General features: G+C 74.5%; 12 protein-coding genes. 10 read left to right on the top strand and 2 right to left on the bottom strand.

What is annotated here, in order from left to right:
• The first annotated feature begins 36 nt into the window (after positions 1 to 36).
• The 5 genes from MM438_RS12790 (at position 37) to MM438_RS12770 (ending at position 4,000) form a co-directional block, all read left to right on the top strand.
• Positions 37 to 1,233 (top strand): acetoin utilization protein AcuC, encoded by a 1,197-nt coding sequence (locus tag MM438_RS12790; protein ID WP_241452998.1) that lies wholly within the window; start codon positions 37 to 39, stop codon positions 1,231 to 1,233.
• 184 nt (positions 1,234 to 1,417) lie between these two features.
• Positions 1,418 to 1,618 carry a helix-turn-helix domain-containing protein gene (locus MM438_RS12785; RefSeq protein WP_241452996.1) on the top strand — a complete coding sequence of 67 codons (201 nt, stop codon included), beginning with the start codon at positions 1,418 to 1,420 and terminating at the stop codon, positions 1,616 to 1,618.
• 93 nt (positions 1,619 to 1,711) lie between these two features.
• Positions 1,712 to 1,810 carry a 30S ribosomal protein bS22 gene (locus MM438_RS12780; RefSeq protein ID WP_003792170.1) on the top strand — a complete coding sequence of 33 codons (99 nt, stop codon included), beginning with the start codon at positions 1,712 to 1,714 and terminating at the stop codon, positions 1,808 to 1,810.
• Between the two features lie 127 nt (positions 1,811 to 1,937).
• On the top strand, positions 1,938 to 3,005 hold the full coding sequence (locus MM438_RS12775) for an NAD-dependent epimerase/dehydratase family protein (RefSeq protein ID WP_241452994.1): 1,068 nt from the start codon (positions 1,938 to 1,940) through the stop codon (positions 3,003 to 3,005).
• Positions 3,002 to 4,000 carry a lysophospholipid acyltransferase family protein gene (locus MM438_RS12770; protein WP_241452993.1) on the top strand — a complete coding sequence of 333 codons (999 nt, stop codon included), beginning with the start codon at positions 3,002 to 3,004 and terminating at the stop codon, positions 3,998 to 4,000. Before MM438_RS12775 ends, MM438_RS12770 begins: the two co-directional genes overlap by 4 nt.
• Before the next feature lie 21 nt (positions 4,001 to 4,021).
• Here MM438_RS12770 and MM438_RS16400 read toward each other — a convergent pair whose 3' ends face one another.
• Positions 4,022 to 5,809 (bottom strand): hypothetical protein, encoded by a 1,788-nt coding sequence (locus MM438_RS16400; RefSeq protein ID WP_277627973.1) that lies wholly within the window; start codon positions 5,807 to 5,809, stop codon positions 4,022 to 4,024.
• A gap of 274 nt (positions 5,810 to 6,083) precedes the next feature.
• On the bottom strand, positions 6,084 to 6,758 hold the full coding sequence (locus tag MM438_RS12750) for a sigma-70 family RNA polymerase sigma factor (protein ID WP_241452987.1): 675 nt from the start codon (positions 6,756 to 6,758) through the stop codon (positions 6,084 to 6,086).
• Positions 6,759 to 7,040: 282 nt separating this feature from the next.
• Here MM438_RS12750 and MM438_RS12745 point away from each other — a divergent pair, with 282 nt between their 5' ends.
• The 5 genes from MM438_RS12745 to MM438_RS12725 all read left to right on the top strand — a co-directional run bounded on the left by MM438_RS12745 (position 7,041) and on the right by MM438_RS12725 (position 12,212).
• Entirely contained in the window at positions 7,041 to 7,340 is a 300-nt protein-coding gene (locus tag MM438_RS12745) for a glutaredoxin family protein (RefSeq protein WP_338155552.1), read from the top strand.
• Between the two features lie 196 nt (positions 7,341 to 7,536).
• On the top strand, positions 7,537 to 8,211 hold the full coding sequence (locus tag MM438_RS12740; protein ID WP_241452985.1) for a redox-sensing transcriptional repressor Rex: 675 nt from the start codon (positions 7,537 to 7,539) through the stop codon (positions 8,209 to 8,211).
• A complete protein-coding gene (locus MM438_RS12735; RefSeq protein WP_241452983.1) occupies positions 8,208 to 9,539 on the top strand; it encodes a glutamyl-tRNA reductase in 1,332 nt (443 codons plus the stop codon). Before MM438_RS12740 ends, MM438_RS12735 begins: the two co-directional genes overlap by 4 nt.
• Positions 9,532 to 10,548 (top strand): hydroxymethylbilane synthase, encoded by a 1,017-nt coding sequence (gene hemC / locus MM438_RS12730; RefSeq protein ID WP_241452981.1) that lies wholly within the window; start codon positions 9,532 to 9,534, stop codon positions 10,546 to 10,548. The genes MM438_RS12735 and hemC overlap by 8 nt, the downstream gene beginning before the upstream one ends.
• Positions 10,549 to 10,559: 11 nt before the next feature.
• Positions 10,560 to 12,212, top strand: coding sequence for a bifunctional uroporphyrinogen-III C-methyltransferase/uroporphyrinogen-III synthase (locus MM438_RS12725; RefSeq protein ID WP_241452978.1), 1,653 nt, complete (start codon positions 10,560 to 10,562; stop codon positions 12,210 to 12,212).
• Positions 12,213 to 12,312 lie beyond the last annotated feature (100 nt).

Here is a 12,312-nt window from a genome sequence, read left to right as displayed (position 1 = left end):
GCGCCGCCCGGCCGCGCCGCGGGTACGGTCGAGGGCATGTCGCTGCCGACGAGAGTGGTCTGGGACCAGAGCTTCACGCGCTACGACTTCGGGCCCGACCATCCCATGAGCCCGGTGCGCCTCGACCTGACCGCGCGCCTGTGCGAGGAGCTCGGTGTCTTCGCCCACGACGACGTGGAGCTGGTCGACCCTCCGGTGGCCGACGACGAGACCCTCGCCCGGGTGCACTCGGCGGACTACATCGCGGCCGTGCGGGCGGCCGGGGAGGACCCGAGCCAGGCCGACCAGGCGTATGGCGTGGGCACCGAGGACGACCCGGCCTTCCCTGGCATGCACGAGGCGGCCGCCCGGATCGCGGGCGGGACCCTCGCGGTGTGCCAGGACGTCTGGGAGGGGCGGGCCCGCCACGGGGTCAACTTCTGCGGCGGGATGCACCATGCGATGCCCGACAGGGCGGCCGGCTTCTGCATCTACAACGACGCGGCGGTGGGGATCCACTGGCTGCTCGAGCACGGCGCCGAGCGGGTGGTCTACGTCGACGTCGACGTGCACCACGGCGACGGGGTCGAGCGCTGCTTCTGGGACGACCCGCGGGTGATGACGATCTCCGTCCACGAGACCGGCCGGGTGCTGTTCCCGGGCACCGGCTTCGCGCGGGAGACGGGCGGTCCGGCCGCCGACGGCACGGCGGTCAACGTCGCCCTCCCGCCGGGCACGGGGGACGCCGCCTGGCTGCGCGCGATCAACGCGGTGGTCGACCCGCTCGTCCGAGCGTTCGCCCCCGACGTCCTGGTGACCCAGCAGGGGTGCGACTCGCACTTCCAGGACCCGCTGGCTCACCTGGCCATCTCCGTGGACGCGCAGCGGCAGGCCTTCGAGGGGCTGCACCGGCTGTCCCACGAGGTCTGCGATGGCCGCTGGGTGGCGTTGGGCGGTGGCGGCTACGAGGTCGTCGACGTGGTGCCCCGGGCCTGGACCCACCTGACCGCCATCGCGGCGCACCACCCGCTGCGGCTGGACACCCCCACGCCGGCGGCCTGGCGCAGCTATGTCCAGGAGCGGCACGGCCGACCCGGGCCGGAGACCATGAGCGACGGCATCGCCGAGGGTGGGATCGTCTGGTGGCGCGGGTGGGAGTCGGGCTACGACCCGGAGGACCCGGTCGACCGGGCGGTGATGCAGACCCGCGAGGCGGTCTTCCCCCTGCACGGCCTGGACGTCTGGGTCGACTGATCGGACGACGTCGTATGCCGGACCGAGACGTCCGCCACGGCGTGTCGGCTGGACAGCATGGGTGAATCTGCTGCCGGCGCCGTTCTCGGGGATCCCTCAGGCGCCTACAGTCGCAGCAGCTCACGGGTGGCGCCTCGACGGGTTCTGCCGACGACGCCCGGTGCGCCAGGAAGGCGAGACAACGATGACGGCTGCACGTCCCTTCGAGGGCGTCACCTTCTGCACGGTGGCCGAGGTGGCGGCCCGCCTGCGGGTGTCGAAGATGACGGTCTACCGGCTGGTGCACAGCGGCGAGCTGCCGGCCGTGCGCGTCGGCCGCTCCTTCCGGGTGCCCGAGCAGGCGGTCGACGAGTACCTCTCCCGCGCCTTCACCGAGACGGCCTGAGGGGCGTCGGCCCGGGAAGCGGATTGGTCGAGCCCACCGGCCAGGCGGTAGGCTGGGACGGATTCTCTCCACCTGCCCGACGAAGGACGACCTATGGGTTCCGTGATCAAGAAGCGCCGCAAGCGCATGGCCAAGAAGAAGCACCGCAAGCTGCTTCGCAAGACGCGCCACCAGCGCCGCAACAAGAAGTGAGCGCCCAGGGCCTTCGACCACACCGGTCGGAGGCCCTGCTCGTCCTCCCCGGTGCCTGGTCGTGCGTCCTACCCGGCGCTCACCTAGGCTCGGGGCACCGCTACTCGCCGGTCAGCAGGAGGTTGCCGTGCCCGACGTCGTGCTCGTCACGGGCGTGTCCCGGCTGCTGGGGGGCCTCACCGCGACGGCGCTCGCCGCCCGCGAGGACGTGGGCCAGGTCGTGGGCATCGACGTGGTCCCGCCTGCCCGCCCGCTCCCGGGCGTCGACTTCGTCCGGGCGGACCTGCGCAACCCGGTGGTGGCTCGGCTGGTGGAGCGGTATGCCGTGGACACGGTCGTCCACATGGGCGTCATCGCGACGCCCACGGCGGCGGGTGGGCGTGCGTCCCAGAAGGAGATCAACGTCCTCGGCACCATGCAGCTGCTCGCGGCCTGCCAGAAGGCGCCCTCGGTCCGCCGCCTGGTCGTGAAGTCGGCGGCCGCGGTCTACGGCGCCTCGCCGCACGACCCGGCGGTGTTCGCCGAGACGGCGGCGCTCGGGGTGCGGACCGCCAACGGCTTCGGCCGGGACTCCTGCGAGGTGGAGACCTATGTCGCCGCGTTCTCCCGGCGCCGGCCCGAGGTGGAGGTTGGCGTCCTGCGCTTCGCCAACGTCATCGGCCCCAGCATCGCGACGGGCCTCACCGACCACTTCAGCCTCCCCTTCGTGCCGATCCCGGCCGGCTTCGACGGACGGCTGCAGTTCGTCCACGAGGACGACTGCGTGCGCGCCATGGTCCTCGGGGCCACCGGCAGCGCCGAGCGCGTGGTCGGCACCACCAACGTCGCCGGCGACGGGGTCCTTACCGTGAGCCAGTGCGCGGGCATCGTCCGCCGCCCGGTCGTCCCCACGCTGCTGGCGGCCGAGGGGAGCCTGCGCCGAGCCTTTCGCTGGTCCCGCATGGCCGAGCTCCCGGAGGGCCAGCTGCAGCAGCTGGCCTACGGCCGCGTGGTGGACACCCGGCTGATGCGGGAGCGCCTCGCCTTCGAGCCCACCTGGACGACCCGTCAGGCCTTCGAGTCCTTCGCGCGCAGCGCCACCCTCACCGTCCCCGGGGTCGACCTGGCCCGGACCGGCCTCCACCAGGTCGACACGGTGCTGGCCGCCGTGGGTCTGCGCCCCGATCCCGCCACCACCCCAGGAGCGCGTCCATGACCGGCGTCCCCATCAGCGATCGCGTCCCGCCCCGGCGGTCGGGGGTGCCGGGTGCGACCTCGCCCCTGGGCGGTGCCTTCGACCTCGACGCAGCCGTGGACGCCCTCGTCCAGGTGCTGCGCGGCGCCGCCGCCCTGGCGCAGCTGTCCCCCGAGGACGCCGAGGTGCAGATCGCCGAGGTCCTGGGCTTCCTGCGCCGCCGGGTGACCGGCGACTACGAGGTGGACGAGTTCGGCTTCGACGAGGACTTCCTGCGGCACGCCTGCCTGCCCGTCCTGCGTCCGCTCTATCGGCAGTGGTTCCGGGTCGAGGTGCGTGGCATCGAGCACATCCCCGCCGAGGGAGGCGCGCTGGTGGTCGCCAACCACTCCGGCACCATCGCCCTGGACGCCTTCATGACGCTCCTCGCGATCCACGACGAGCACCCCGCGGCGCGGCACCTGCGGCTCCTCGGCGCCGACCTGGTCTTCAGCTCGCCGGTCGTCGGCGACATCGCCCGCAAGGCCGGCGCCACCCTCGCGGCCAACGACGACGCCGAGCGGCTGCTGCGCCGCGGTGAGGTCGTGGGCGTCTTCCCCGAGGGCTTCAAGGGCGTCGGCAAGCCCTTCAGCGAGCGCTACCGGCTGCAGCGGTTCGGTCGCGGCGGCTTCGTCGCGGCAGCCCTGCGCTCGGAGGTCCCCATCGTCCCGTGCGCCATCGTGGGTGCCGAGGAGACCTATCCGATCATCGGTCAGGTGCCGGCGCTCGCGAAGCTGCTGGGGCAGCCGTACTTCCCGCTGACCCCCACCTGGCCGTGGTTCGGGCTGCTCGGGCTGGTCCCGCTGCCCAGCAAGTGGATCATCGAGTTCGGCCCGCCCGTGCCCACCGACGAGCTGGGCCCCGAGGCTGCCGACGACCCGATGCTGGTGTTCGGGCTCACCGACGAGATCCGACAGACCATCCAGGAGTCGCTCTACCGGTTGCTGGCGACCAGGGAGTCCGCGTTCTTCGGCTGACCGTACGCCGGGGAGCGGGCGCTAGGGACGCCCACAGTCCAGGTAGAGCCGCCCCCAGGTGCTCGTGGCCCCGTCGGCGAGGACATGGCCCGGCAGAGGACGGGCGCGCACGGTGACCTCGACGACACCCCCCAGGGTGGCACGGTCCCAGGAGTAGACGAGGCCGTGCACCTTGGGCAGGGTGACGATCCGCGGTCCGGGGAGGCACCGGTCGGCGAAGACCGGAGCCACCGGCTCGACCGGCTCGGGATGACCGGTGGGCCGGGGTCGACCGGTGGGAGCGGGGTCCGTCGCTGTGCTGGTGGCGGACGGCAGGCCTGGGGCCGGCTGCGCGGGCGGTGCGGTGGTGGTCGGCGGTGCCGTCGGCTCGGGGGCCTCGGGCTCCGGCGCGGGAGCCGAGGACGCCGGCGGGGCGGGCACACCGGTGGGCGCCGGCTCCGGCGCGGGGGAGCCGGTCGATGCCGGGGAGGGCAGGACAGGGGTCGACGTCGCCGTCGGGGACGGGCTCACCGGGACGGAAGCCGTCGGCTTGGGGGGCGACGGCGCGGGGGGCGACGGTGCAGGGGCTGTGGGCTCGGGTGCCGGCGTCACGGGCGCGGGCGCGGTCGGCCCCGTGGTCGGGGTGGTCTCCGGGACGGGCGGCAGCGGGACGACGGTCACCGTGAGCTGTTCCGGTCCCTGCGGCATCCGGATGCAGTAGGGACCGATCCGGACGTAGCCGGGCGGGCAGTGGTGGGTGTGGGTGGGGCTCGGCGTCGGCGGCACCACGGTGGGCCCCGCGGTCGTGGTCGCGGTCGGTCTGGGACCGGGGTCGGTGGGCTCGGGCGCGGCCGTCGTGGTCGGGGGCGCGGGAGGCGGAACGGTCGCCGTCGCGGTGGCGGGCGGGCGCGGCGGGTGGGGGACGCGGGTCGCCGGCACGGTCACCGGGGGAGGGGCGGTCGGCACCTGGCCCGGGACGGTGCGCCAGGGCGGGATCGGGCCCGCCGGAGGCTCCGTCGTCGGCAGCACCACGGGCGGGATCACCGGGGTCGGCAGGGGTCGAGAGCTGGCGGTGGAGGTGACGGGGGGCGCCGTGCTCGGGCTGGCCGGGATGGTCGGGGTGACTGCGGGGGAGGTGGCCGAGGGGGTGCTCGCGGTCTCGGGGGCGCGCTGCACCACGATGTCCTTGCAGGCGTCCCCGCACGCGGCCAGTTTGGCGCGCAGCTCGGTGGCCCCGGACTCGACGGCCGACTCCAGCGACGCCAGCTCGCCGGACACGGCGGCCGGCAGCCTGCGGCGCAGCTGCCGCAGGGCCGGCTCGGACCACGACGTGAAGTCCCGGACCACGACCAGGTGGCTGGGGTCCCGGGTCGAGTCGAAGGCCAGGAAGAGCTTGGCGTCGCCGGACTCCACCGAGGCCGCCGCGCCGCGCAGCGCCTCCCGCACGGCGTCCACCTCGGGCTCGGGGCGACCCGAGAGCGTCTCGGTGTCGCCGATGTGCCGCCGGGCCTGGGCCAGCAGCGTACGTCCTTGATCCCCGTCGGAGCCGGCCAGCTGGACCTCGAGCCCGTCGACGACGCCGCGGACGCCATACAGCAGGTCGCCCGGCAGGGCGTGCTCGGAGGCGACCCCCAGGCCCGTGGTGGCCACGATGACGCCCGCCGCGGCGCCGGCGAGAGCCTTGGGCCAGGCGCGGGGGACCCGCACCACGGAGGGACCGTGGTGCGGGCCCGCCGCCGGGGCGATCGCCTCGGCGCGCAGCCGGTCGGCGAGCCGGGCGACGAAGGCCGGGTCCGGCGCGGGCACCGAGATCGCGGAGACCTGGCCCACGGTCTCGAGCAGCCGGGCCAGGTCGGGGAGGAGCGGCCGGTGTCCAGGGCGGCCTGGAAGGCGTCGGCATCGGCACGGGAGACGAAGTCGTCGAGGGTGCTCATCGCTACCTCCTTCCTGGGGACAGCCGGGTGGTGCTTCCGGGGGTGCGGGGTGACGGGATGAACGGGGATGGAACGGCGCGTGACGAAGGGGCGGCCCCTGCCTGGTCGTGCTCGCCGTGACTAACGAGTCGACGGTGCCGAGGGTTACGGCCCAGGGCCGACTCCTGTGCTCACAGCTCCTCGCCCTCCAGCGCCCGTTGCAGGGCTCGGACGGCGCGCAGCTGCAGCTGCTTGACGGCATTGACCTGCTTGCCCATGACCTCGGCGGTCTCGGCGAGGGACAGGCCCTGGATGAAGCGCAGGGTGACGCACTCGGCCTGTTCGGGCTTGAGCTGGGCGACCGCCCGCAGCAGCCGCTCGTCCCGCATCCGGTCCATCACCTCGCCGTCCGGGGAGTCCACCTGCGAGTCGGCGTCCCGCATGTCCGCCGTGGCCACCTCGAGGCGGAAGCGCGAGCTCTTGGTGTGGTCGTTGACGACGTTGCGGGCGATGGTGATCAGCCAGGCCGCGAGATCCTTGCCCTGCCAGGTGAAGCCCGGCAGGGCGCGCAGCGCCTTGATGAAGGTCTCGCTGGTGAGGTCCTGGGCGGTGTGGGCCGAGCCCACACGGACGTACACGTAGCGGTAGACCGCCTCGATGTGCCGGCGGTAGAGCTCGCCGAAGGCGTCGGCGTCCCCGTCCTGGGCCAGCGCCACCAGGGCGCGCTCCCGCTCGAGGTCGTCCTCCTCCGCGGCGGAGCGGCCGCCGGGGCCGCCGTCCGACGGGGGCTGGGCGCCACCGACGACCATCCACAGGACCCCCAGGTCCAGGGTCGGCGGGGACTGCTGTCCCAGGGCAGAGGGCACCGGCACCAGGGGCCCGAGGGAGGCTGGCTGGAGCGCTCGCGTCGCGCGCGCGAGCAGCCCGCGACGGCCGCTGCGTCTGCGTCGGGTGACGGTCCGGATGGTGTGGCCTCCTGGGCGGGGCGAGGGTGCCGAGGCGGGGCACGGAGCGTCCATTGCAGCACAGGCTCACGGCCGGTGGCGACCTACGCACGCCCCCAGCGTGGCGACCAGCAGGAGCGGGAGGCGACCGTTCCGAGGACGCCGTCCCGCGTCAGTCACCGTCTGCTCGGTAGGGTCGGACGGGTGAACCCAGCAGCGACTCCCGGATCCCCGGCGGCCGGCCCCTCGGACCCCGTCTCCCCGCTCACCGGTGCCCGCGTGGTCCTGCTCGGACGCGACGGCTGCCACCTGTGCGACGGCGCCCGCGGGGTGATCGAGCCGGTCGTGGCCGAGACCGGCGACACCTTCGCCGAGGTCTCGATCGACGACCACCCCGAGCTGCTCGAGCGGTATGCCGAGCAGATCCCGGTCACCTTCGTGGACGGGCGCCAGCACGACTACTGGCGGGTGGACGCCGCCCGGCTGCGGCGTGCTCTCGGCTGAATCCGCCCACCCGGGGGTGAGTGCCGGGCCGCCGCGCCAGCTCGTGGCGGGTTTGGGCAGGTAGCAGCCGCCGACATACGCTGGTCTGCGGTGCCCGCCCGAGGGTGCCGGGGTCCTCGTCCGCCGTGGCGCTCGCCGCGCGGGCCGGACCGCAGACAGCAGGGGGCCGTGGCGGCCACCAGGAGGAGCGGCTCACATGGTCGAGGCCACCGAGCGCCGGGAGCTCTCCGACGCCACCGTGCTTCGCCTTCCCAGCTATCTCGACGCCTTGGACTCCCTGCGGGCCCGCGGCGTCCGGGGCGTCTCCTCCGAGGAGCTGGCCACCGCCGCCGGCGTCACCTCCGCGATGCTGCGCAAGGACCTGTCCCAGCTGGGCTCCCTGGGGGTGCGCGGGGTGGGCTACGAGACCGAGGCGCTGCGCTCCCAGCTGATGACCGCCCTGGGCCGGGACGCGGTGCGTCCGGTCGTCATCGTCGGCCTGGGCCGGCTGGGACTGGCCATCGCCTCGCACGGCGGCTTCGACGGTGACGGCTTCGAGGTGGTCGGGCTTCTCGACCACGATCCCCAGGTGGTGGGCACGACCGTGCTCGGTCGCGAGGTGCGCGACGTCCGAGACCTGCCGCAGGTGGTCGCGGTGGCCGGCCCCGGCACCATCGGGGTCGTGGCCACCCCGGGGTCGGCCGCGCAGGACGTCGCCGACCTGCTCGTGTCGGCCGGCGTCCGGGCCATCCTGACCTTCGCCCCCACCCCGCTGCGCGTCCCCGAGGGGATCGCCGTGCGCGAGGTGGACCTGTCCTGCGAGCTGCGCCTGCTGGCCTACCGCTCCCGGGCGGTCGCGGCCCACCCCACCGCCGGAGGTGTCCGCGCGTGACCCTGCTCGTCGTGGGCCTGTCCCACCGCAGCGCACCCTTCGACCTGCTCGAGCGCACCACGCTCGACACGGATCGCGCCACGACCCTGCGCGACGCCCTCGCGGCCGCCGGCCAGGTGCGCGAGGCGGTCCTGGTCAGCACCTGCAACCGCACCGAGGTGTATGCCGACGTGCTCACCTTCCACGGGGGCGTCACCGAGATCGGTCACCTGCTGGCCCAGGTGACCGCGGTCGATCCCCTCCTGCTGCGCGAGCACCTCTACGTCCACCACGAGGACCGGGCCGTCTCGCACACCTTCTCCGTCGCCTGCGGGCTGGACTCGATGGCGATCGGCGAGGGGCAGATCCTCGGCCAGCTGCGGGGGGCGCTGCGGGCCGCCCAGTCCGCCGGCGAGGTCGGCCCGGAGCTCAACGCCCTCTTCCAGCGGGCGCTGCGCGTCGGCAAGCGGGCCCATGCCGAGACCGAGCTCGACGACGTGTCGGTCTCCCTGGTCTCGGCCGGGATCGACGCGGCCGTCGCGGTCCTTGGCCCGATCGGCGGGCTCGGCGTCCTCGTCGTGGGCGCAGGGGCGATGAGCTCGCTCGCCGTGGCGACCGCCACCCGGGCCGGCGCCGGCTCGGTCGTCGTGGTCAACCGCACCGACGCCAAGGCCGCCCACCTGGCCGCGGCCTACGACGCGCGGGTCGTCCGCTGGGGCGACCTGGACGAGGCGCTCGCCGCCGCGGACCTGGTGATCACCTGCACCGGCGCCGCCGGGCGGATCGTCGACCGGGACCGTGCCAGCCGCGCGGCCGCGGCCCGCGAGCACCGGCCGCAGGTCTACCTCGACCTGGCCCTGCCGCTCGACGTCGACCCGGCCGTCGCCGAGGTCTCCGGCCTGACCGTGATCGGCCTGCAGCGGCTCGGTGAGCTGCTCGCCGGCGACGGGCTCGTCCCGGCCCAGGTGCAGCAGGTGCGCGACCTGGTCGTGGAGGAGGTCGAGGGTTACCTCGCCGCCCGCCGCGTCCAGGCCGTGGCCCCGACCCTGGCCGCGCTGCGCCGGCGGGCCAGCCAGGTCGTCGACGCCGAGCTGACCCGCCTGGACGGACGGGTCCCCGACATGGACGAGGCCACCCGCAAGCAGGTCGCCCAGACCGTCCACCGGGTCGTCGAGAAGCTCCTGCACACGCCGACCGTGCGGGTGAAGGAGATGGCCGAGGAGGAGGCCTCCGGGTCCTACGCCGAGGCGCTGCACCGCCTCTTCGACCTCGACCCCCACACCGTCGCCGCGGTCTCCGCGGCCCGCGTCCAGCCCCCCGTGGAGATGAGTGGTGCCAGCGATGAGTGACCAGACCACCAGCACGATCCGGCTCGGGACCCGCCGCAGCGCGCTCGCGACCACCCAGTCCGGGTGGGTGGCGGGCCGGCTGCGGGAGCTCGGCCTGGAGGTGGAGCTCGTCGAGATCACCACCGAGGGCGACACCAACGCCGCCCCCCTGACGACCATCGGCGGCACCGGCGTCTTTGCGAGCGCCATACGAGATGCTCTGCTGGCCGGGCAGATCGACTGTGCCGTGCACTCCCTCAAGGACCTGCCCTCGGCCCCCCACCCGGGCCTGGTCATCGCCGCCGTGCCCGCGCGCGAGGACGTCCGGGACGCCCTGTGCGCCCGCGACGGCCTGACCCTGGGCGAGCTGCCCGAGGGCGCCGTCGTCGGCACCGGCTCGCCCCGACGGGCCGCCCAGATCGCCGCGCTCGGGCTGGGGCTGGAGCTCGTCCCCATCCGTGGCAACGTCGACACCCGGCTGCAGCACGTGCGTGACGGGCGCTGCGACGCCGTGGTCCTCGCGATGGCGGGCCTGCGGCGGCTGGACCGGACCGAGCTCGTCACCGAGGCCCTCGACCCGGTGCAGGTGCTCCCGGCCGCCGGGCAGGGCGCCCTGGCGCTGGAGTGCCGCGACGACCACCCGCTGCGCGCGACCTTCGCGCGTCTGGACGACCCGGAGACCCGGGCGCGGGTGGAGGCCGAGCGGTCGCTGCTCGCCACCCTCGAGGCCGGGTGCACCGCCCCCGTCGGGGCCCTGGCCGAGGTCGTGGAGTCGGAGGACGGCGTGGAGCTGTCGTTGCGCGCCTTCGTGGGCGCGGTGGACGGGTCCGAGGGGCTGCGCAGGTCGCTGACCGGCCCCTATGCCGATCCCGCCGAGCTCGGGCGGCGCCTGGCCACCCTCCTGCTGGAGGACGGAGCCCCCGGTCTCGGCGGTGCGGGTGATGTCTCGCCGCCGAGACTTGGCATGCCGAGCGCGGTGGGCGAGACTGCACCCTGGGTCACTCCAACGATCACCGATACGAGGGCCTAGGAGCAGGTTAGATGCGCAAGTCGAGCACCACAGGCGTCGCCTGTGCGCCCCCGGCGCCGCAGGCGGCCGCAGGCGCCCAGGTGGCCTTCGTCGGCACCGGACCCGGCGACCCAGGTCTGCTGACCCTCCGGGCGGCCGAGCTGCTCACCCGTGCCGACGTGGTGCTCCTCGACCGGTCCGACTCCGCGGAGATCGTCCGCCGCCACTGCCGCGACGACGCGCGGATCGTCTCCCCGCCTGCCCTCGCGATCCCCGAGGTGCTGCCGGCCCCGACCCCCGAGTCCCTGCAGTACGAGCGGGTGCTCGACGCGATCCGCTCCCTGGACGGGGGCGGCCTGGTGGTGCGCCTCATGTCCGGCGACCCGGGCGTCTTCACCTGCCTGCTGCAGGAGTGCAGCGCACTCACCGCCGAGGGCGTCCCCTTCGAGGTCGTCCCCGGCGTGACCAGCCTGTCGGCGATCCCGTTGTATGCCGGCATCCCCCTTACCTCCCCGGAGTCCCCGCGGCTGCACCTGCTGGACACCTCCTTGCGGCACGACCTCGGCGACTCGGCGCGCGACGACGTCACCGTCGTGATGATGGGCACCCCCGGCCGCCTGGTGGAGCAGCTCAGCTCGCTCCTGGAGGCCGGTCGCGACCCGGGCACGACGGTGGCCCTGACCGACCACGGCACCACCGCCATGCAGCACACCAGCACCACGTCGCTGGGTGACGCGGCGCACGTGCTCGACCACCTCGACGACGACGCGCAGCTGCTCGCCATCGTCGGGCGCACGGTCCCCCTGCGGACGTCGATGAGCTGGTTCGAGAACAAGCCGCTCTTCGGCTGGCGGGTGCTCGTGCCCCGCACCAAGGAGCAGGCGGGCGGCATCACCGCGCGGCTCGAGCACTACGGCGCCATCCCCACCGTCGTGCCGACGATCAGCATCGAGCCCCCGCGGACGCCCCAGCAGATGGACAAGGCCATCACCGGTCTGGTCGCCGGGCGCTACGAGTGGGTCGGCTTCACGTCGGTCAACGCCGTCCGCGCGGTCCGGGAGAAGTTCGACGAGTACGGCCTGGACGTGCGGTCCTTCGCCGGGCTGCGGGTGGCCGCCGTCGGTGGGGCCACCTCGGCCGCGCTGCGCGAGTGGGGCCTGTGCCCGGACCTGGTGCCGAGCGGCGAGCAGTCCGCGGCGGGCCTGCTGGAGGAGTGGCCGCCCTACGACGCGCTGCTCGACCCCATCAACCGGGTCTTCCTGCCGCGCGCCGACATCGCCACCGAGACCCTCGTCGCCGGGCTGCAGGACATGGGCTGGGAGGTCGAGGACGTCACGGCCTACCGCACCGTGCGTGCGGCCCCGCCCGCCGCCGACGTCCGCGAGGCGATCAAGGCCGGCGACTTCGACGCCGTCGTCTTCACGTCCAGCTCGACGGTGCGCAACCTCGTGGGCATCGCCGGCAAGCCGCACCGCGGCACCGTCGTGGCCTGCATCGGCCAGGCCACGGCCAGGACCGCCGAGGAGCACGGCCTGCGCGTCGACGTGATCGCCCGCGAGGCGAGCGGCGAGTCGCTCGTCGACGGTCTGGCGGAGTTCGGTCACGCCCAGGCGTGCGCGGCCTACGAGGCCGGCGAGCCCGTCATCCTGCCCAGCAAGCGCCGTCGGCGTCGGCGCAGCAGCTGATCGTCGGCCGGGCCCCTCCGGGGTCCGGCCCACCCCCCGGCCGCCGGTGCCGCGAGAGTCCGCGAGGAGTCTTCCGGCATACGACGGGCAGCCTTGCCAC

This window comes from Arsenicicoccus dermatophilus (assembly GCF_022568795.1).
Lineage (GTDB): Bacteria > Actinomycetota > Actinomycetes > Actinomycetales > Dermatophilaceae > Arsenicicoccus > Arsenicicoccus dermatophilus.
This window is presented reverse-complemented; position numbering and strand designations above follow the sequence as displayed.

Coding starts and splice junctions, on each gene's coding strand:
- MM438_RS12790 (WP_241452998.1), top strand. CDS start 37: ATGTCGCTGCCGACGAGAGTGGTCTGGGACCAGAGCTTCACGCGCTAC.
- MM438_RS12785 (WP_241452996.1), top strand. CDS start 1,418: ATGACGGCTGCACGTCCCTTCGAGGGCGTCACCTTCTGCACGGTGGCC.
- MM438_RS12780 (WP_003792170.1), top strand. CDS start 1,712: ATGGGTTCCGTGATCAAGAAGCGCCGCAAGCGCATGGCCAAGAAGAAG.
- MM438_RS12770 (WP_241452993.1), top strand. CDS start 3,002: ATGACCGGCGTCCCCATCAGCGATCGCGTCCCGCCCCGGCGGTCGGGG.
- MM438_RS12740 (WP_241452985.1), top strand. CDS start 7,537: ATGGTCGAGGCCACCGAGCGCCGGGAGCTCTCCGACGCCACCGTGCTT.
- hemC (WP_241452981.1), top strand. CDS start 9,532: ATGAGTGACCAGACCACCAGCACGATCCGGCTCGGGACCCGCCGCAGC.
- MM438_RS12725 (WP_241452978.1), top strand. CDS start 10,560: ATGCGCAAGTCGAGCACCACAGGCGTCGCCTGTGCGCCCCCGGCGCCG.